This window comes from Salicola sp. AFF1 (assembly GCF_056783195.1).
Genome location: NZ_JBXAYL010000014.1, coordinates 50,987 through 71,343 on the forward strand (window position 1 = coordinate 50,987; position 20,357 = coordinate 71,343).

Below are 20,357 nucleotides of genomic sequence, written 5' to 3' on the forward strand. Positions count from 1 at the left end.
CCGCAGCCCCGCTGTTCAGGAAAGCATACCGGCCATGCTGGCTACAGAATCACTGTTCTCTACCAGAATGTCCATTTCTTCGGCCACCCGCTCGCGTGGCAGCTTGAGCCGCTCATAGAGCGAATCCGGCACGGGCAGCTCCGGACCCAGCCGCACGCCCCGTTCCACCAGCAGAGCCCGAGCCATGTAGAGCGCATTGGCGTAGGCCGCGTAGTCTCCCGCGTAATCCGGGTTTTTCTGGTGACGGATCGCGGTAACGACCTCATCGGGCATATTCCAGAGCCCCATCAGCACGCCGCCAATCTGCTCGCGGGTTATACCGATCAGATGATGCTCCACCAGCTCATGGGGCACATGACTGTTGACCTCGGTATAACGGCAGATCAGTGAGAAATGCGGCGGAAAAACGTGCGCCAGCACCAGGTACCCGAAATTGTGCAGAAGCCCTGCCAGATAGCTGAGCCCAAAGGTGGGGCGCTCCCGTCGGGGCATGCAACTGATGACCACGCTCACCGCCTGGGCCATCCAGATGGCCTGGGTCCAGTAGCCAATGAACCCCTCCGGTTGATCCTTGGGCTGCTTGAGCGTGTTCCCCAGGGACAGCCCCATGGCCAGGTTCATCACCAGATCAAACCCGAGTACCCGCTGGATGGCATCGTAGATGGAATTCACGGGCGTATGCGAGGCATAGAACGACGAGGAGGCCCAGCTCACCACCTGGGCGGCCAGACTGGGATCGTTCTCCACAATGTCCGCCAGATCACCGATCTCAGCATTGGGATTCATGCGCAGGTGCAGAATCCGCTGCGCGGTTTCCGGCAGTGGCGGGATCTCCAGGGTATCGTCCAGACGCTGCTTGATCCGAAGTCCGGTAAAACTCTCCAAAGCCTGGCGCAGCTGGGCCTCGTCCTGGTCCGGGGACTGGCGGTTCACAGCGATGTCACCAAGCGGGCGACTGATGTCCAGCCAACGCACGCCCGTCAGCAGACGCTGGTACACGTCCATGGGCAGGGCAACGTCTTCATCCCCTTGCCCGCTGTAGAAGCGGACCTGATTGAGCTCTCCAACGCGGTTGTCCACCGCCGTCTCGAAGTGGGTCATCGCCGGAAGCGGCGGCAGCTGGCGCACCTGGTATTTCTGGCGCAGGCGCCCCATGTCACGCAGCGCCAACCCCCTCATTTCCCGCGCCAGCGCCTGGTTGAGTCGGTCGATATCCAGGAGGCAGTCCTCCCGGAAGAACGCCTGAACGCGGCCCAGCGCATCCGCCAGAACAGCCGTCCGGATACGGGGCTCGGCTGCAGCCTCACTGGCGTCAGCTGTCTCAGGGATGATGGCACCCTCATCAGTGCGGAAGTAGGGTTCAAGATGTTGCGGTGCACTCATGGCTCGTTCCAATAACAAGTGTATTCAGATCCCTCTCACTCCACTTCCGGGACTCGCTGTATTCCAGCATAGCTCAGACGTCGCCATAACGAATACGTTCACCCAGCCAACGGGCAATCAGAGCATCAACCCGGGCGGGGTCCGCCATGAGTTCCGGCCCGACCCGGCGAACTTCCTCGAGCCAGCCCGTGTCCTTCTCCCAGTCGGCCACCCGGAAGCTCATCAACCCCGTCTGACGGGTTCCCAGCACTTCGCCCGGCCCCCGGATCTCCAGATCGCGCTGGGCAATGGCAAACCCATCCTGAGTTTCACGCAGGGCCTTGAGCCGGGCCTTGGCGGTATCCGACAGCGGCGGATGGTACAGCAGAACGCAATAGCTGGCACGCTCGCCACGGCCAACACGACCGCGCAGCTGGTGCAGCTGTGCCAGGCCCAACCGTTCCGGGTTCTCGATGATGATGAGCGTGGCCTCGGGCACATCCACGCCCACCTCAATAACCGTCGTGGCCACCAGAAGGTCAATCCGCCCCTCCTTGAAGGCGTCCATCACCTGGGCCTTCTCCGTCGCCTTCATGCGCCCATGCACCAGCCCAACGTTCAGCTCGGAAAGCTCCGCCTGCAACTGCTGCGCGGTATCTTCCGCGGCCTGGCACTGCAGGGCTTCGGACTCCTCGATGAGAGTACAAACCCAGTAAGCCTGACGCCCCTCGGCACAGGCACTCCGAACCCGTTCCACCACATCGCCACGGCGTGAATCGGGCAACGCGATGGTTTCGATGGGTTGGCGGCCCGGCGGCAGCTCATCGATCACCGACGTGTCCAGGTCCGCATAGGCGCTCATGGCCAGGGTGCGGGGAATGGGGGTCGCGGTCATGATCAGCTGGTGGGGGACGGTCGCCGCGTTGGCGCCCTTTTCCTTCAGCGCCAGGCGCTGATGCACACCAAAGCGGTGCTGCTCATCAATGATTGCCAAGGCCAGTCGCTGGAAGCGGACCTCCTCCTGAAACAGCGCGTGGGTGCCAATCACCAGCGGGCATTCACCATTGGCCAGCTGATCCAGAGTGGCCTGCTTGTGCCTGGAACGGCTCTTTCCTGAAAGCCAGCCCGGCTCGATCCCGAGTGGAGCCAGCCACTCATGAAAGCTGAGATAGTGCTGCTCAGCCAGAATCTCCGTTGGCGCCATTAACGCCACCTGGGCGCCCGCCTCAATGGCCTGGAGCGCCGCCACGGCTGCCACCACCGTCTTGCCGGACCCCACGTCCCCCTGAACCATCCGCAACATGGGCGCTGGCCGGGCCAGATCCTGGCTCACCTCCTCGCTCACCCGCCGCTGGGCGCCGGTCAGTGCAAACGGCAGGCTTTCCAGAAAGCCGGAAACCAGCTGCCCGCTCCCGGTGTTGAGCGCCAGCGCCTGCCAGCTCTGGACCTGGGCCCGCAGCTTGAGCAGGCTCAGATGGTGAGCCAGAAGCTCTTCCATGACCAGCCGGTCCCGTGCCGGGTGGCGCTGCTCCATCAGGGCGGCGAGATCAGCACTGGCCGGCGGCTGGTGCAGCATCCGCAGGGCCTGGTTGATCTCAGGCAGTTGGTAGTCCCCCAGGACGGACTCAGGCAACCATTCCCGCACCGGATGGCGCTCCAGCATGGCCAATGCCTGTTCGCAAAGACGCCGCAGCCGGGGCTGCTGGATGCCCTCGGTCAACGGGTAAACCGGCGTGAGCGTGGCGTCATCACCGGTGGGCAGAGGGCCGGGATGGGTCTGGTATTCCGGATGGTAGATTTCCAGACCGGCCCGCCCGGGCCGGATCTCGCCGAAACAGCGAACCCTCGTGCCGGGTGTGAACTGACGCTGCTGCGCGGCACTGAAATGGAAGAAGCGCAAGGCCACGAAGCCGCTGCTGTCGCGAATGGTCACCTGCAGGCTGCGGCGCCGGCCCTGAACCACGTCGGCGCTGACCACCTCCCCTTCCACCACACCGGCGTCCCCCACCCGCAGCTGCCCCATGGCCAGGATCCGGGTCCGATCCTCATAGCGCCACGGCAGATGGAACAACAGGTCCTGAAGACTGGTGATGCCCAGCCGTTCAAGGGTGGCGGCAACTTTGCTGCCAACCCCCTTGAGCACGGTCACATTCACTGTGGCCGGATCCGCCATCTCAGCTCCGGGTCGGGTTGCGCAGGCTGAGCCCACAAACGGCCTGGGTGGCCGTGCTGTCACGGCAATGGGCAACGGCGCGGGCCAGGGCATCAATGGCCTTGGGCCGGGGGAAGGTGACCCGCCAGGCCAGCGCCACGGTCCGCGACGGCACCGGATCCACAAAGGGCCGAACGGCCAGCAGATCCGGCTGGTAGTTCATGGCGGTAGCCGCGGACAGCGGCAGCACCGTGATTCCCAGCCCGGAAGCCACCATGTGACGAATCGTCTCCAGGGAACTGCCCTCGGTAACCACCCCACCGGTGGTTTCACGGCGCTGGTTGATGGTGTCAATCAGCTCCGGAACGGACTCCAGGACCTGGTCCCTGAAGCAATGCCCGGGGCCCAGCAGCAACAGCGGCTGATCCGCCAGCTGGCTGCTGTCAATGCGCTCACAGTCGGCCATCGGGTGATCCGCCGGCATCAGTACAACGAATGGTTCGTCATAGAGCGGCAGCGTGACCACTTCCGGTTCCTCGAACGGCATGGCGACAATAATGGCATCCAGCTCGGAGTGACGGAGTTTGCGGCGCAGGTCCCCGGTATAGCCTTCCTCAATGAACAGGGACATGTCCGGTGCCTCATCCCTCAGACTCGGCATGAGCTGGGGGAACAGATAGGGCCCGATGGTGTAGATGGCCCCCACCTTGAGCGGCGAACTGAGCTGGTTCTTGCCATCCTCGGCCAGGTCGTGGATGACACCGGCCTGGTCCAGGACCCGCTGCGCCTGCTCCACGATGCGCTGGCCAATCTCGGTTACCTGGATGCTGTTCTTGCTGCGCTCAAAAAGCGCAATACCCAGTTCATCCTCCAGTTTTCTGACGGCCACACTGAGTGTAGGCTGGCTGACATGACAGCGTTCCGCCGCATGGCCAAAGTGCTTTTCCCGCGCGAGGGTGACGATGTAGCGGAGTTCCGTAAGGGTCATGGCCGCTCCCGGGCCGGTGATGATTAAATTTTTCTATTGCAGCATAAAAAAAGAGCGGAGACAGCGCAATGCGCGATGCAAGAATCCTCATGGCCGGCTGCGGCCGGCTCGGCCAGCGCATCGGCGCAGCCCTGGCCGAGCATCACCATGTATTTGGTATGCGGCGTCAGGCCAGCCGGGTGCCCCTGCCCCTGACGCCCATTCAGGGAGACCTGCTTGATCTGGATGGTCTGAGAATGCGGGTTCCCGAGGTTGATATCGCCATCATCTGCCTGACGCCGGACCAGTACGACGAGGCCGGCTATTACCAGACATTCGCGCAGGGGACCACCAACCTGCTCAAGGTACTCGAGGCCGCCGACACACTGCCCCGACGCGTCCTGTTCGTCTCCTCCACCGCTGTCTACGGCCAGAACAACGGCGAATGGGTGGATGAAACCAGCCCCACCGAGCCGCCACGCTACAACGGCGAGGCACTGCTCGCCGCCGAACAGCGGCTCGCCGAGAGCCCACTTGCCGGCACCGTTATCCGCTTCTCCGGCATCTACGGTAACGGCCGCGACAGCATGCTGGCGCGGATACGCGAAGGCAGCATCGCGCCCAACCCGGACAGCGGCTACACCAACCGCATTCATGAAGATGACGCCGTCGGTGCGGTCTGCCACCTGGTGAACAGGGACCTGATCGGCCATGAACTGGCACCCTGCTACCTGGCCAGCGACTGTGAACCGGCCCGCCTGGGCGACGTGGTTGCCTGGGTACGCGAGACCATGAGCTGCGACCCCGTCCGGCCGGATGCCCGAAACGACAGCCGCGCCGGTTCGAAAAAAGTGGATAACAGCCGCCTGCTGGCGAGCGGTTACCAGTTCCTCTTTCCAACATTCCGGGAAGGCTATGCCGGCATGGTCGCGGATCCTGTGCCATAGTGTGGACCCGTTCACTGACCCTGGGAGACCATGGCGAGTAGCGAGCTGATCCTTTTCGGGGGCCTGTACGCACTGGTGCTGGTGGTACTGGCGTGGCTGACCGAGCGCACCGCTGGCTGGCCCAAGCGCATGCGGGGCCTGCTCTACGGCATGTCGCTGGGGGTCTACTGCAGCTCCTGGACCTTTCTGGGGGCCGTGGGCAACGCGGCTGACAGCGGCTGGACCTTCCTGCCGATCTACCTCGGCCCCATCCTGATGTTCCTCTTCGCCTGGCCCTTCGTCCGCCGCCTGCTTCTGGCCGGCAGCCGTAACCGGGTCACCTCCATTGCGGATTTCATCGGCTCACGTTTTGGCAAGGACCAGAAGCTGGCGGCTCTGGTCACCGCCGTGGCGTTGATCGGCACCCTGCCCTATATCGCGCTGCAGCTGCGTGGCATTGCCCTGGCGTGGAGCTCGGCCAGCACCAGTGACTGGTCATTGCCCTTTACCCTGGGCAACAACGTCAGCTTCTTTGCCGCGCTCTTCCTGGCCTGGTTCGCGATCACCTTCGGCACCCGCATCATCGACGGGGCCAACCGCCACCGCGGCCTACTCGCGGTGGTGGCGGCGGAGTCCGCGGTCAAGCTGCTCGCCTTCCTGCTGCTGGGGGGCTTCGCGCTCTGGCTGCTGGCGGGGGACACCCAGGTGCGCCCCCTGGGCCAGGGCTCGCCCTTCTCGGTGGAGACCTTCACCGACGCCGGCTTCTACACACAGCTGTTGGTGAGTGCCCTGGCCATTGTGTGCCTGCCCCGCCAGTTCCACGTCCTGGTGGTGGAATACCACGACCAAGCCTCCGCCCGATGCGCGCGCTGGATGTTCCCGCTCTACCTGGCGCTGTTCGCCATCATGGTATTGCCGCTGGTGGAAGCCGCCCGTCACCACCTGACCGGCATGGCGATTCCCGGTGACAGCTACGTGCTCGCGCTACCCGCCATCACCGGCCATTCCTGGTTAACGGCAGTGGCCTTTGTGGGCGCTCTCTCCGCCGCAACCGCCATGGTACTGGTGGCCACCATCGCCCTGTCGCTGATGGTCTCCAACGAGCTTTTCATGCCGCTTTACCTTCGCATCCGCGAGCGCCTGAACCGCCCACGCAATGACCTGGGGGCCGTGCTGCGCCAGGTTCGCCAGGCCTCAATCGTCGGTATCCTCTTTCTGGGATGGATTCTGGAACAGGGCGCCCGCTTCACCGAGGGGCTGTCCTACATGGGGCTACTGGCGTTCACCTCCTGCGCCCAGCTCATGCCGGCTCTGGTGGCTGGGCTCTACTGGCGCCGGGCCCACCGCAATGGCGTCCTTCTGGGGTTGCTCACCGGCACGCTCACCTGGCTCTACACCCTGCTGCTGCCGGTGCTGATCCAGTCGGACAGCGGCTGGCTCACCCAGGGGCCGTTCGGACTGGGTTGGTTGCAACCGGAGAGCCTGCTGGGCCTGGGCCAACTCCTGGATCCACTGACCCATGGCGTGGTCTGGAGCCTGGGGCTCAACACCCTCGTCATGGTCGGCGTATCCCTGGTTTCCAGGGCCACCCCGCTGGACGAACGCCAGGCGCTGGCCTTCATTGATCCCATGCCGGGCTATGGCCTGAGCGATGAAGATCTGGCAGCCACCGGCATCACCCTGCACCAGCTGCACAGCCTGATCCGCCCGGTACTGGGCCAGGAGGAATCCGAACGCCTCTGGGCGGAACAGGAACAGAGCCAGCAGCAGCGTCTCCTGCCCTTCGACCGGGCCACGCGCCATACCGTCAACGTCACGGAATCCAGGCTCGGCTCGGTGATTGGGGCGGCCTCCGCCCACCGCGCCATCCGCCTGCTGGAACGCCAGACGCCCCTGCAGATGGAGGACATCGCCGACCTGATGGGCGGGACCTCGGAGCAGCTGCAGTTCTCCCGCCACCTGCTCCAGACGACGCTGGAAAACATCCCCCAGGGCATCAGTGTCGTGGACCGTAACCTGGAGCTGGTGGCCTGGAACAGCCAGTACGAAAACCTGTTCAACTACCCACCCCGGTTGCTGTATGTGGGCTGCCCGATATCGCGCATCTATGAATACAACGCCGCCCGCGGGCTGCTCTCGGATGTGCGCGACAACAACATCAACGCGGCCGTGGAACGGCGCCTGGAAATGCTGCGCTCCGGGCGGCCCTACCGGCTGGAGCGCCATATGGCGGATGGCAGCGTCATCGAGATCCGGGGCAAGCCCATCCCTTCCGGGGGCTATGTAACAGCCTACAATGATGTCTCCGAGTACCACCGGGTAATGACCGAGCTCGAGGAAGCCCGGGATACCCTGGAAGAACGCGTGGCCGAGCGCACCCGGGAACTGTCCGCCGCCAACGAGTCCCTGCAGAGCGAGAATGAGCTCAGGGCCCGCATCGAGCGGGAACTCCATCAGGTGCATGCCAGCAAGAGCCGCTTCCTGGCCGGGGCAAGCCATGACCTGCTGCAACCCATCAACGCCGCGCGCCTGCTGTCGTCCACCCTGCTGCGCCAGCACGGAGACGAAGCGGCGCCGGAGCTGCGTCACATTGATTCCGCGCTGGCCTCCGCCGAGACGCTGATCAGCCACCTGCGCGAGATCTCGCGGCTGGATTCCGGACGACTTGAGCCCGAAGTCCGCAATGTCGAACTCAACCCCATCCTGGACGAACTGATCCATGAGTTCCGCATGACGGCCGAGCGCAAGGGCGTCCGGCTCGACTACGTACCCTGCTCGCTGTGGATCCGGTCCGATCCGCACCTGCTGCGGCGGGTCATCCAGAACTTCCTGAGCAACGCCATCAACTATACCCGGGAGGGCCGTGTTGTGCTGGGCTGCCGCCGCAGTGCGCAGTCGGTCAGCATCCAGGTATGGGACACCGGCCCGGGCATTGCCGAGGCCGATCAGCAGCGCATCTTTGATGAATTCGAGCGCCTGCACACGGATGCCACGCGGGACGTTCACGGGCTGGGTCTGGGCCTGCCGATCGCCATGCGCATCGCGCGGTTGCTGGAGCATCCCATCGACTGCCGGTCGGTGCAGGGACGTGGCTCCATGTTCGCGCTCACAGCCCCGCTGGGCACACCAGAGCAGACCCGCCGGGATCAGCCCCAGACCGAGGACCCTCAGCTGAGCGGCCTGCAGGTGATCTGCATTGATAACGAGCCCCACCTGCTCGCCGGCCTGCAGGCCCTTCTGACCCAGTTCGGCTGCCGGGTCACCACGGCCAAGTCCCTTGGCGAGGCCATGCAGAAGCGGCCGGCCGACGCGCCGGACCTGGTGATTGCCGACTATCACCTAGACCAGGAGACCGGCGTGGCGGTGGCACAGGCGCTGACGCTGAACTGGGAGGAGAAGGTGCCGGTTCTGATCATCAGTGCTGACGACAGCGACCCCATCCGCAACGCCGTTCGGGAGGCGGGCTACCGTTTCCTGGCCAAACCGGTGGATGCGGCCTCGCTGCGCCTGACGCTGCGCCGTCTGCTGCGCCGCCGCAAGCCAGCCTAGCCTGAACACCGGGAGAACGAGTCAACTACCCAAGCCTTAACGAAGGGCCAAACAGTACATCTCGCTACCTTGACAGCCACAAACAGGACACCCTACCGTTTTAATCTTAATAGGCTAAGTCCACTGTCGGATTCATCTCGGCAGTCTAGCAATCAATGGATTGAGTAATGCATTAAACCAAGGATGTTGCCATGCCTGATCTTAAAATCACGTCCCGCGAACGGATTCTGGCCAAGCGTATCGTCCAATCGGACCCCGAGCGCAGGCGGGAACTGCTGGAGCGATTCTGGTACAACCGAATGCTCAAGAAAGACCCTGTTGCCCGCATAGGGCTTGCCCTCTGGTGCCACGACTCCGACAAGCTGAAAAGGATTATTGCGCTTGGCGACAAAGCGTACTGGAACAACCGGAATTACCAGTACTGGCGGTCCATGGGCCTCGCAACCTTCGTCAATTTGGCTGCTGGTCTGGAGCGGGCGGGCTTCGACTTCGATGGCAATACCGGCGCACTGGTCAAGAAAATCGAGTACATTGGCGCCAAAATTGCCAAAAGGCATGCGCAGGCAGTCACGGTGGATCACAATAAAAAAATCGGCAAAGTCCCTGGCCTTCTGAGCTTGGAGCAAATGGCCAAATACCACCACGCAGTATTCGAAGAGGAAGGGATTCCGAGGCACTACTATGGCGGTACAAGGAACAAGCTCATCCCGGACGAGTGGGAGTTTGAACTCTACGGCGACCTCTACTGCCACGATTGCGATCCCCGGCCCTGAACCGATCTGAAACCTGCTGGAGAAACGGATGTCGACACCCCGAAAACTGACAGCTTCCGCGCTCATTATTGGATTGCTTGCGGGCGCGACCTGGATCGTCGCGGATAACAGCGGATACCGGCTCCAAGGCACCAACATCTGCATTCCCGACGACTACGCCGTGCCACTGCCAACTGCCAGTGGATCACGGGCGGACGACTACGATTCCAATGACGGTTACGGGGTCAGCGCCTCCATTCATCGCCGGGAAGTGGCTCAGGCCATCGCCGGTTACAGGGAAGTCATCGAGGTGAACGGTCACCGCCAGTATGAGGGAATCTACATGTCGCTGCATCCGGCTTCCGGGGAATCCCTGGAAGTCGAGGTTAAGGATCCGTCAACACTGACCCGTATCGATCAGGCACCGGACCTGTTCATCCAGGACTTTGATCCGACACCCCTGGCGCTGCTGGAGGTTCTGGAAAAAGAAGGAGAGACCTACAGACATTGGGGACATTGCTTCAGATCCTCGTCAAGAGGAGGGGGTGTGGTGCTGGAGTGTGACAGATACTATTTAAGGGTGGGGCCTCTGCGGATCGATCACAGAATCGACGGGGCACAGCTCCACCTGCACGACGAAATCGACCAGTTCATCGCGAACAAAATCCGTCAGTGGCGGTGCCAGTGACCGCCGCGCGGCTAGCCCGAACGTCGGGCCAGCCAGCCCACCACCTGCGGCCAGATCACGGTAGGCGCGGCGCTGCCCGCCAGTATCCCCATGTGACCGCCGGGCACCAGCGCCTGCTCCACTTCCCGGCTTGAGACCTGGTCCACCAGCGCCCGGCTGCACTCGGGCGTTACCAGCGGGTCATTGTCCCCGTAGACGAGCATGATGTCCGAGGTCACATCCTTCAGGGTGTGTGCCGGGTCGTGCATGGGGAGATCCCCGTGCGCGGTGCAGTTGTCCACCCACAGGTATTGGACCGTGTCCTGTATGACGCCGCCGGGGTAGGCCACCATGTCGTTGAGAAAGGCGCCCTGGGTAGCGTTGCGCGTCACGTACTCTTCCGAGTGCAGGTTGCGTACCAGGTCGACGTAATTGCGCAGGCTGCTGATCGGCGAGGTCAGCTTGAAGGCGGTTGCGTTGGCCCATCCCGGGGAACGCCAGAAGCAGCGCTTGGTCTGGTGGACCCGGAAGCCGAGGGTGTTCTCGAGGAAGCTCAGCGATTTCGATATCAGCTGGTACTGCTTACCGATGCTGCCGTTGGCGTGGTAGTCACAGGGGCTGCCGATCAGGACCAGGTTGCGGATGCGTTTGTCTTCATCCAGCGCTGCGGCGCAGTAGCTGAACAGGGCGCCGAAGCTCCAGCCGTAGAGGGAGACTTCGCTGGCACCGCTGTGTTTCAGGACTTCGTCGAGCAGTTCCGGCAGGTAGTCCGCGAAGTAGGTGGCGATGTCGAAATGGTTGTGCTCCCAGCCCGGGGTGCCCCAATCAACCAGATAGAGTTCAAAGCCGCTGGCGCGCAGGTAGCGCACGAGGCTGCGGTTGGGGAACAGGTCGTAGATGGTCATGTTCACGGCCAGCGGGGCGACCAGCACCAGTGGGACCCTGTGAGTGTCCCGCCGGACGGCCATGGGGATGTCGTCGTCGCCCACCGGGATGTGGTCTTCGTGCAGCGGCGGGTAATAACGCACGCTGACGAGGTCGTCGCTGAAGATGGTGTCGTAGGGGGTCTGTTCGGCCTGGACCAGGGTTTCCGGGTTAAGGAAGCGCTGGCGGGCGTTGCGGGTGATTCTGGTAAAGCTGGTCAGGGGTTCATTCAGGGTTTCGGGCATCCCCATTACTCCCATATCACTGGACTATTAGCGCTCTGCCGGCGGGGATCGGGGAGTGCTGTCCGGGAAACGCTATGAATCCATCCCTGGACGCTGCGCGGTCGCCATCCCTGGCGACCGAGCTTCCCGGACAGCACTCCCCGATCCCCTCAGGTTAGGTCACGGAAAACGTTGAGAAAGCATATCACCCGTCTTCCTGGGAGACATCCGCAAGATCCAATTGGCCCAGCTTGAGAGCGGCCTGGGTGCGCGAGTGAACGCCGAGTTTGCGGAAGATTTCGGTGACGTGGGCCTTCACGGTCGCTTCCGTCACGTTGAGCTCATAGGCGATCTGCTTGTTAAGCAGGCCCTGGCTGATCATGGTGGCGACGCGGAACTGCTGGGGGGTGAGTTCGGAAAGCGCATCGGCAACACCGGACTCCTCCTCGCTGACACCGGGAATAGCGAGATCAATCCCGTCAGGAAAACAGAAATCACCACGCGTAACGCTCCGGATAGCCTGGCCAATGGCTTCCATGCTGGCGCTTTTCGAGATGAAGCCGGCGGCACCGTGGTCGGCAGCACGGCGGATGATGTCGTCACGCTCGTTGGCGGAAATCATCAGCACCGGGGTATCCGGGTAGTGGGCGGTCAGGAACAGCAACGCGCTGAAGCCATGGGCGCCCGGCATGTGCAGATCCAGAAGCACCAGGGCAGGCTCGGTGAGCCGTGTCATCACCGCCTGCAGGTCGCCGAAATCCGATGCCTCTTCCAGACTGGCCTCCGTCGTTTCCTGGCGGATCACGTCCTTCAGCGCGGAGCGGAACAGCGGATGGTCGTCGGCAACGATCAGGGTTGTCATGATTCAGGCGCAATGCTCCCTGGCTTGCAAGCAGAAGTGGGGCAACGGCCCATGGCCGATGCCCCACTGAACATAGTCCCTGTTGGCGGATCGCGCAATGATCCCGGGGATAACCGCGCGTACCGGCTTACTGGTCGGAACCGGCGGCGACTCTGTGACCTTCAATCAGGTCATCGACCACATTGGGATCAGCCAACGTGGAGGTATCGCCAAGGGCGTCGAACTCATCCGCGGCGATCTTGCGCAGGATTCGGCGCATGATCTTGCCGGAGCGGGTCTTGGGCAGCCCATCGGCCCACTGGATGACGTCCGGCGTGGCGATCGGGCCGATCTCCTTGCGCACGTGCTGCTTGAGCTCCTTCGCCAGGTCATCGCTGGGCGAGTAGTCATGGGTAAGCGTTACATAGACGTAAATGCCCTGCCCCTTGATCTCATGGGGACACCCCACAACCGCTGCCTCGGCGACACTGTCATGGGAAACCAGGGCGCTTTCCACCTCGGCCGTTCCCATGCGGTGGCCGGAGACGTTGAGCACGTCGTCCACGCGGCCGGTGATCCAGTAGTAGCCGTCCTCGTCACGCTTGGCGCCGTCACCGGTGAAGTAGCAGCCTTCATAGGTGGAGAAGTAGGTTTCCACGAAGCGCTGGTGGTTCCCCAGGATCGTGCGCATCTGGCCGGGCCAGCTGTCCTTGAGCACCAGTCCCCCTGAGGTGGCGCCTTCGAGCTCATTGCCCTCGGGATCCATCAGCCCGGGCTGGATGCCGAAGAAGGGCTTGGTGGCGGAACCGGGCTTGAGATCGGTCGCACCGGGCAGCGGCGAGATCAGGATGCCGCCGGTCTCCGTCTGCCACCAGGTGTCAACGATCGGGCATTGGCCCTTGCCGAACTTCTGGTGGAACCAGCGCCAGGCCTCGGGGTTGATGGGTTCACCCACGGTGCCAAGCAGCTTCAGTGAGCTCAGGTCGGCGTTCGCTACCGGCGCATCGCCCTCGGCCATCAGTGAGCGGATGGCGGTGGGGGCGGTGTAGAAGGTCGCAATCTTGTACTTGTCGATGATCCGGCCCAGGCGTCCCACATCCGGATAGGTGGGCACGCCCTCGAACATCATGGTGGTACCGCCGTTGCCGAGCGGACCGTAGACCACGTAGGAGTGACCAGTAATCCAGCCCACGTCCGCGCTGCACCAGTAGACCTCACCCGGACGGTAGTCAAAGACGTATTCGTGGGTGATGGCGGTGTGCAGCAGATAGCCGCCCGTGGTGTGGACCACGCCCTTGGGCTTGCCGGTGGAGCCGGAGGTATAGAGCACGAAGAGGGTGTCCTCGGCGTTCACTTCTTCCGGTTCACACTGGTCGGACTGGTTGCCCACCAGGTCGCGGTACCAGATGTCGCGGTTGCCGTTGAAGTCAACGTTGCCGCCGGTTGCCTTGAGCACCACAACATTGTCAACGCGGGACTCCCTGCAAAGCGACACGGCTTCGTCGACGTTCGCCTTCAGTGGGACCTTCTTACCGCCACGGCGGGCTTCATCCGCAGTGATCACGATGCGCGAACCGCCATCGTCAATCCGGCCGGCCAGTGCCTCCGGCGAGAAACCACCGAAGACCACGCTGTGAATGGCCCCGATGCGGGCGCAGGCAAGCATGGCATAGGCCGCCTCCGGCACCATCGGCATGTACAGCGTCACAATGTCGCCTTTCCCAACGCCGAGCGACTTCAGGCCATTCGCCAGCCGCGAGACCTCCTCGTGAAGCTCCGCGTAGGTAATGACCCGGTTGTCCTCGCTTTCCTCGTCCGGCTCCCAGATGATCGCCGGCTGGCCGCTGCGCTCCTCCAGATGACGGTCGATGCAGTTGGCGGCCGCGTTCAGGGTGCCGTCGTCGAACCAGCGGATGTGCACGTCATTACTGGCAAAGGAGACATCCTTGACGCGCGAGAACGGCTTCATCCAGTCAAGGCGCTTGGCCTGTTCCGCCCAGAAGGCTTCCGGGTCCTGGATGGAACGCTGATACATGGCCTCGTAAGTCTCTCCATCGATCAGTGCCTTGTTCCGGAAGTGGTCCGTAACCGGGTAGACCGCTTCATCACTCATCACTGCCTCCTCAGATCTTGTTCGGTTTATCCATTCGGGGCCTTCGCGACAAAGGCTGTGTACCCCCAGTGTCGACCCGGTGGGCGACGCTGGGTATTAGACCATGGTCTAACGCCCCTGATCCCTTGCATGACAGGGGCTTAACACAGATTTCAGCGTGTTTAGACCAAAGTCGTATGGAGACTGGCGGCCACCGGGTCAAAGCTGCGCTGTAGCGGTGATCCACCGTGGACGCGTTGACAACAATAATGGGGGGAAATGCTGATGGCATTCCAGAATGAAGCTCTCAAAAAACAGTACTGGCGTGACAACCTGCGCATCATCGGGTGGTTGCTCGCCGTCTGGGCCTTTGTGTCCTACGGCTGCGGCATCCTCTTCGCGGAGGCACTGAACGCCATCCATATCGGCGGTTACCCGCTCGGTTTCTGGTTCGCTCAACAGGGTTCAATCATCACCTTCGTGGTGCTGATCTTCGTGTACGCGAAACTGATGGACCGGCTGGACCGGAAATACGGCGTCGAAGAAAAAGACGACGCAGCGTAAAGGGAGCTCACCATGGACCAGCAGACACTGATCTATATTGTCGTGGGCGCCACCTTCGCGCTCTACATCGGCATTGCCATCTACTGTAAGGCGGGCTCAACCCGCGAGTTCTACGTCGCCTCCAAGGGCGTCCATCCGGTTGCCAACGGTATGGCCACGGCAGCCGACTGGATGTCCGCGGCGAGTTTCATCTCCATGGCCGGCCTTATCGCCTTCCTCGGTTATGGCGGCTCGGTCTTCCTCATGGGCTGGACCGGCGGCTTCGTGCTGCTTGCCATGCTGCTGGCCCCCTACCTGCGCAAGTTCGGCAAATTCACGGTGCCGGAGTTCCTGGGGGATCGCTACTACTCCAACGCGGCACGGATCATCGGCGTTATCTGCCTGATCCTGGCCTCGCTGACCTACGTTATCGGCCAGATGACCGGTACCGGCGTTGCCTTCTCCCGCTTCCTGGAAGTGAGCTATGAGATGGGCCTGTCCATTGGCATGGTCATCGTGTTCTTCTACGCGGTCATGGGCGGCATGAAGGGCATCACCTACACCCAGATCGCTCAGTACTGCGTGATGATCACCGCCTACACGGTGCCGGCTGTCTTCATTTCCCTGCAGATGACGGGCTGGGCGCTGCCGCAGATCGGCCTTGGCTCCACCCTGACCGAGCACGGCACCTATGTGCTGGACCGGCTGGACCAGGTTCTGAACGAACTTGGCTTTGCCGAGTACGTAGCGGTGGACGAGCACAACCGCATCAACATGTTCTTCTACACCCTCTCGCTGATGATCGGTACCGCGGGCCTGCCGCACGTCATCATCCGCTTCTTCACGGTCCCGACCGTCAAGGCGGCACGCTCCTCCGCGGGCTGGGCCCTGGTGTTCATCGCTATTCTTTACACCACGGCTCCAACCGTTGGCGCCATGGCCCGCCTGAACCTGATGGAGACCTTCGGCACCACCGAGGCTACCGAGATGGTCTACGAAGAGCGGCCCCAATGGGTTAAAAACTGGGAGCAGACCGGACTCATCGAGTTCACCGACAAGGACAACGACGGCACCATCACCTACAGCTCCAACGAGGATGAGAACGAGGTCACCGAGCTCAACCGTGACATCATCGTGCTCGCCAACCCCGAGATCGCCATGCTGCCCGACTGGGTGATCGCAATCGTGGCCGCCGGTGGTCTCGCCGCCGCCCTGTCCACGGCAGCGGGTCTGTTGCTGGCCATCTCCTCGGCGGTCTCCCACGACCTGTTGAAAGGGGTATTCAAGCCGGATATCTCGGAGAAGAACGAGCTGCTGGCGGGGCGGATCTCAATGGCGGCCTCCATTGCCGTAGCGGGGTACCTGGGTTTCAATCCACCCGGCTTCGCAGCGGGGACAGTGGCACTGGCCTTCGGGCTCGCAGCGGCCAGCCTGTTCCCGGCCCTGATGTTCGGCATCTTCTACAAGAAGATGAACAAGGAAGGCGCCATCGCCGGCATGCTGGCGGGCCTGACCGTGAACCTGCTCTACGTGTTCCAGCACAAGGGCATCATGTTCGTCGCCAGCACGTCCTTCCTGGGCGGCCTGGATCCGAACTGGTTCTTCGGTATCTCGCCGAACGCCTTCGGTGCTGTGGGCGCCATCGTCAACTTCATCGTCGCTATGGTGGTGTGCAAGATGACACCGGAACCCCCGGATCACATCCAGCACATTGTGGACGACGTGCGGGTACCGGTCGGCTCCTCGCTGGCCTCCGGCGGCCACTGATCCGGAACCACCAACCAGGACCAGTGCTGGTGCGCCAGCACTGGTCCTCCTTTTTCAACTACCCTGAACGGAGTCGCCGGGAGAGCACCCCCTACTACGGGGTCCTGTCCCGGCAATTCCCTTTACCCTGACCAGAGGCCAAGCATGTTCCGCAACTTCCATTTCATCATCGCGCTGCTGGTTGCTCCCGCCCTGGCCATATTGGCGTGGTTCGCAGCCGACACGATGCTCGCTGAAGAAAAGGAAAAAGCCAAAGAAGGGCTTGGCTATGAGCTCATCGGTGAATCCAACTGCCGTTATGAGAGTGGCACCTGCACCATGAGCAACGGCAACTTTGAGCTCAGTATTCAGGTTGACCGCGCTGGCGAGGGAGAGCTGGCAGTCCGGCTGGAGTCCGCACATCCTCTGGATGCCATGAGCATGGGCTGGGTGAACCCTGGCGCGGATGACACAGAGCAGACCGCGTTGGAGCCGATGAATGAGCCACGCACCCGCTGGCAAGGCGTGATTCCAGGCGAAGCCAGCACCAAGGCCCGCATGAGGGTGCTGGCCCGTGCGGACGGCACCAACTATTACGGCGAAGCCAAGACGGTCTTCATCGACTATGAGACCAGCTTTGGGGAGGACTTCCGCAAATGACTGAAACCCAATCCCTGCCCCCGGAACTCGCCTCCATCGCGGATTTCATCCGCCAGACCCTGCCCTTCAGTGCCCTGCCTGAGGGCGAGATTGAGCGCATTGTCCTCGAAATGGAGATCGGTTATTTCCGCAACGGCCATGTGTTCGACGAAAACACCCGGGATCAGGGATTGCGCATCCTGCGCAGTGGCGCCGTGGAGCTCCGCGGCCAGGACGGCGAGCTGCTGGACCGGCTGGCCGAGGGCGAGAGTTTCGCCCTCAGCGGACTGCTGCAGCAGGAACCGGGGGTGCGCGCCGTTCTGATTGAAGACAGCCTCATCTACTTTCTCCCCCAGAAAGCCTACCAGGAGTTGCGCAGCCGCTACCGCGACTTCGACCGCTTCTTCCACGGCCAGCGCTCCCGGCGCCTGTTTCGCGCCACGCGCAGCATGGTATCGCCCGATGGCATGTTGATGCCGGTGCAAAACCTGATGGCCACAAACCTCGTGACCACCTCGGAAACAACCCCGGTGTACGAGTTGGCTGAACAGATGTCCGCCCGACGGGTTTCGTCAGCCCTGGTTCTCAACGGGGAAGAACTCAGCGGCATTGTTACCGACCGGGACCTGCGCAGCCGGGTACTGGCGTCGCGGCGCTCCCCGGATACGCCCGTTTCCGAGATCATGACACCGGAGCCGGTGAGCCTGGACCAGAACGCAACGCTGTTCGACGCCACCCTGCTGATGACGCGCCACCGCATGCACCACCTGCCGGTACTGGATGGGCGCAGGCCGGTCGGCATCCTCACCACCTCGGACCTGATCTCCGCGCGCCAGGACGACCCGGTCTACATCGTCCAGCGCCTGTCGCGCCAGGACTCCATCGCCACCCTGCAAACGGTTCTCCGCGATATTCCACAGTTCCTTCTTCGCTGGACGGACGCGGGCGTGCCCGCCGAGCAGGTGAGCCACATCCTCACCGCCATCAGCGATACCGTGACCAACCGGCTGATCGAAATGGCCATGGACGAACTGGGCCCAGCCCCCGTGCCCTTCGCTTGGCTGTGCTTCGGTTCCCAGGCCCGGGCCGAACAGCTGCTCAATGCCGACCAGGACAATGGGTTGATCATCCCCGATGAGGCTACGGACGAGGACATGGCGTGGTTCGAGCAACTGGCCACCAAGGTCAGCGACGGCCTGGATGAGTGCGGTTACGTGTATTGCAACGGCAACGTCATGGCAACCAACCCCTTCTGGCGCCGCCGGCTTTCCGGCTGGTACCAGGCGGTGGATAACTGGGTCTCAAGCTTCAGTCCGCATCACGTCATGGAGATCAGCATCGCCTTCGACCTGCGCACCGTGTACGGCGATACCTCCCTCACCAGCCAGGTCCAGTCCCACATGCTCCAACGCGTCAAGGCCAACTCCATTTTCCAGGCGGCCCTGGCGGAGAACGTGCTCGAAGGCAGCCCTCCCATCGGCATCTTCCGGCGCTTTGTGGTGGAGCGCAACGGCGAACACAAGGACACCCTGAATCTGAAGAAACGGGGCCTGCTGCCAATCATTGAAATCGTGAGGCTGCACGCGCTGGCCGCAGGCATCGAGCGCATCAATACCCTGGAGCGACTGGACGAGCTGGCGCGGGGCCGGCACATGACCCGCTACGACGCCCGCAACCTGCAGGACGCGCTGCGCTTTCTGATGCAGGTCCGGCTCCAGGTGCAGGCGGACCAGATCCGCGAAGGCGAGGCATTGAGCAACCACTGCAACCCGCGCAACCTGCCCAAGCTTGCCCGTGAACAGCTGCGGGACGCCTTCCAGCTGGTCGACAGCGCCCAGAAATCCGTGCGCCTGACCTACCGCCAGGGGATGCGCTGATGTGGCTGACGCGCGCCCGCCACGAGCGGGCCCGCCGCCGCTATGCACGCCACCCCTTTCCGGATCCGGCGCTCGAACGGCTGCTCGCAAGCCGCTGGCCCAACAGCAACGCCCGCTGGGACGAGGTGGACTGGCTGGCCATTGATCTGGAGACCACCGGTCTGGACCCCAAAACCGGCACCATCATCAGCCTGGGCTGGGTAGCCCTGGACCAGGGCCGCATCCGGCTGGATACCGCCCGGCACGTGCTGATCGACAGCCGCAACCTGGTGGGCAACAGCGCCACCATCCACCACATCCGCGACAGCGACCGCAGCGAGGGCCTGGACCTGCCCTCGGGGCTGCGCATGCTCGCCCGGGCCCTGACGGACCGCCTGGTCGTGATGCATCACGCGCCGCTGGATACAGGCTTCCTGCGTGCCGCCTACCGGGAACAGTTCGGCATGGACTGGTTCCAGCCCACCGCGGACACACTGCGCCTGGAGAAGAAGCGGCTGTTCCAGCGCAAGCAGACTCTGCCACGCAACACCCTGCGGCTGGATCGCTGCCGCGAGCGCTACGGCCTGCCGGCGATCAACGCGCACAACGCGCTGGAAGATGCCCTGGCATGCGGTGAACTCTTTATGGCCTGGGCCCGCCACTATGGCGGTGACGGCCCCAGGGTCCGGCACTGCATCAGCCAGGTCTGAGTACTACTTGAGCACCATGACCGCGTCCATCTCGACCTGCGCCCCCTTGGGGAGGGCGGCCACGCCGAGGGCAGCGCGTGCGGGATAGGGTTCGCCAAAGACGGTGGTCATGATTTCATTGACGGTGGCGAAGTTACCCATATCCGTGAGGTAGATGTTGAGTTTCACCAGATCCTGAATGCTGCCGCCAGAAGCCTCGCAGACCGCCTTGAGGTTGGCGAACACACGCCGGACCTGCTCCTCGAAGCCCCCCGGCACCAACTCCATGGTTTCCGGGTCCAGCGGAATCTGGCCCGAGAGATAGACGGTATCACCCGCCTTCACGGCCTGGGAGTAGGGACCAATGGCTTCTGGTGCGGTATCCGTCTGAATGATGGACTTGTTTGTCATGGGTTACGGCTTTCCTG

16 protein-coding genes are annotated in these 20,357 nt (G+C 62.9%); 9 read left to right on the forward strand and 7 right to left on the reverse strand.

Features of this window, described 5'->3' with window-relative positions; translation table 11 throughout:
* Positions 1–15 precede the first annotated feature (15 nt).
* The 3 genes from AC1RQI_RS10875 to AC1RQI_RS10885 all read right to left on the reverse strand — a co-directional run bounded on the left by AC1RQI_RS10875 (position 16) and on the right by AC1RQI_RS10885 (position 4,502).
* The gene (locus AC1RQI_RS10875) at positions 16–1,383 is read right to left on the reverse strand and encodes an HDOD domain-containing protein (RefSeq protein ID WP_481904807.1); all 1,368 of its coding nucleotides are present in this window, start codon (positions 1,381–1,383) and stop codon (positions 16–18) included.
* A gap of 73 nt (positions 1,384–1,456) precedes the next feature.
* Entirely contained in the window at positions 1,457–3,535 is a 2,079-nt protein-coding gene (gene recG, locus AC1RQI_RS10880) for an ATP-dependent DNA helicase RecG (protein ID WP_481904808.1), read from the reverse strand.
* Between the two features lies 1 nt (position 3,536).
* On the reverse strand, positions 3,537–4,502 hold the full coding sequence (locus AC1RQI_RS10885) for a hydrogen peroxide-inducible genes activator (protein WP_481904809.1): 966 nt from the start codon (positions 4,500–4,502) through the stop codon (positions 3,537–3,539).
* Positions 4,503–4,570: 68 nt separating this feature from the next.
* Here AC1RQI_RS10885 and AC1RQI_RS10890 point away from each other — a divergent pair, with 68 nt between their 5' ends.
* The 4 genes from AC1RQI_RS10890 (at position 4,571) to AC1RQI_RS10905 (ending at position 10,396) form a co-directional block, all read left to right on the forward strand.
* Complete coding sequence (locus AC1RQI_RS10890) at positions 4,571–5,428, forward strand: NAD(P)H-binding protein (RefSeq protein ID WP_481904810.1); 858 nt, start codon at positions 4,571–4,573, stop codon at positions 5,426–5,428.
* Between the two features lie 30 nt (positions 5,429–5,458).
* Positions 5,459–8,956, forward strand: a complete 3,498-nt coding sequence (locus AC1RQI_RS10895; protein ID WP_481904811.1) for a hybrid sensor histidine kinase/response regulator — start codon at positions 5,459–5,461, stop codon at positions 8,954–8,956.
* Between the two features lie 191 nt (positions 8,957–9,147).
* Positions 9,148–9,729, forward strand: a complete 582-nt coding sequence (locus AC1RQI_RS10900) for a hypothetical protein (RefSeq protein WP_481904812.1) — start codon at positions 9,148–9,150, stop codon at positions 9,727–9,729.
* A 28-nt stretch (positions 9,730–9,757) separates the two neighbouring features.
* Positions 9,758–10,396 (forward strand): hypothetical protein, encoded by a 639-nt coding sequence (locus AC1RQI_RS10905; RefSeq protein WP_481904813.1) that lies wholly within the window; start codon positions 9,758–9,760, stop codon positions 10,394–10,396.
* Positions 10,397–10,407: 11 nt separating this feature from the next.
* On the opposite strand, the gene AC1RQI_RS10910 is transcribed toward AC1RQI_RS10905, so the two are convergent.
* From AC1RQI_RS10910 to acs, 3 genes are all read right to left on the reverse strand, one after another.
* On the reverse strand, positions 10,408–11,544 hold the full coding sequence (locus tag AC1RQI_RS10910; RefSeq protein WP_481904814.1) for an alpha/beta fold hydrolase: 1,137 nt from the start codon (positions 11,542–11,544) through the stop codon (positions 10,408–10,410).
* Between the two features lie 184 nt (positions 11,545–11,728).
* Complete coding sequence (locus AC1RQI_RS10915; protein WP_481904815.1) at positions 11,729–12,385, reverse strand: response regulator; 657 nt, start codon at positions 12,383–12,385, stop codon at positions 11,729–11,731.
* 127 nt (positions 12,386–12,512) lie between these two features.
* The gene (gene acs, locus AC1RQI_RS10920) at positions 12,513–14,477 is read right to left on the reverse strand and encodes an acetate--CoA ligase (RefSeq protein WP_481904816.1); all 1,965 of its coding nucleotides are present in this window, start codon (positions 14,475–14,477) and stop codon (positions 12,513–12,515) included.
* 264 nt (positions 14,478–14,741) lie between these two features.
* On the opposite strand from acs, the gene AC1RQI_RS10925 reads away from it, so the two are divergent.
* The 5 genes from AC1RQI_RS10925 to AC1RQI_RS10945 all read left to right on the forward strand — a co-directional run bounded on the left by AC1RQI_RS10925 (position 14,742) and on the right by AC1RQI_RS10945 (position 19,950).
* Positions 14,742–15,020, forward strand: a complete 279-nt coding sequence (locus AC1RQI_RS10925) for a DUF4212 domain-containing protein (protein ID WP_416632408.1) — start codon at positions 14,742–14,744, stop codon at positions 15,018–15,020.
* A 12-nt stretch (positions 15,021–15,032) separates the two neighbouring features.
* Positions 15,033–16,766: a sodium:solute symporter family protein gene (locus AC1RQI_RS10930; protein WP_481904817.1), complete on the forward strand. Its 1,734-nt coding sequence runs from the start codon at positions 15,033–15,035 to the stop codon at positions 16,764–16,766.
* A gap of 144 nt (positions 16,767–16,910) precedes the next feature.
* Positions 16,911–17,405: a hypothetical protein gene (locus AC1RQI_RS10935; RefSeq protein ID WP_481904818.1), complete on the forward strand. Its 495-nt coding sequence runs from the start codon at positions 16,911–16,913 to the stop codon at positions 17,403–17,405.
* The gene (locus tag AC1RQI_RS10940; RefSeq protein WP_481904819.1) at positions 17,402–19,261 is read left to right on the forward strand and encodes a putative nucleotidyltransferase substrate binding domain-containing protein; all 1,860 of its coding nucleotides are present in this window, start codon (positions 17,402–17,404) and stop codon (positions 19,259–19,261) included. Before AC1RQI_RS10935 ends, AC1RQI_RS10940 begins: the two co-directional genes overlap by 4 nt.
* The gene (locus AC1RQI_RS10945) at positions 19,261–19,950 is read left to right on the forward strand and encodes an exonuclease domain-containing protein (RefSeq protein WP_481904820.1); all 690 of its coding nucleotides are present in this window, start codon (positions 19,261–19,263) and stop codon (positions 19,948–19,950) included. The genes AC1RQI_RS10940 and AC1RQI_RS10945 overlap by 1 nt, the downstream gene beginning before the upstream one ends.
* A 3-nt stretch (positions 19,951–19,953) precedes the next feature.
* Here AC1RQI_RS10945 and AC1RQI_RS10950 read toward each other — a convergent pair whose 3' ends face one another.
* On the reverse strand, positions 19,954–20,340 hold the full coding sequence (locus tag AC1RQI_RS10950) for a RidA family protein (RefSeq protein ID WP_416632413.1): 387 nt from the start codon (positions 20,338–20,340) through the stop codon (positions 19,954–19,956).
* Positions 20,341–20,357 lie beyond the last annotated feature (17 nt).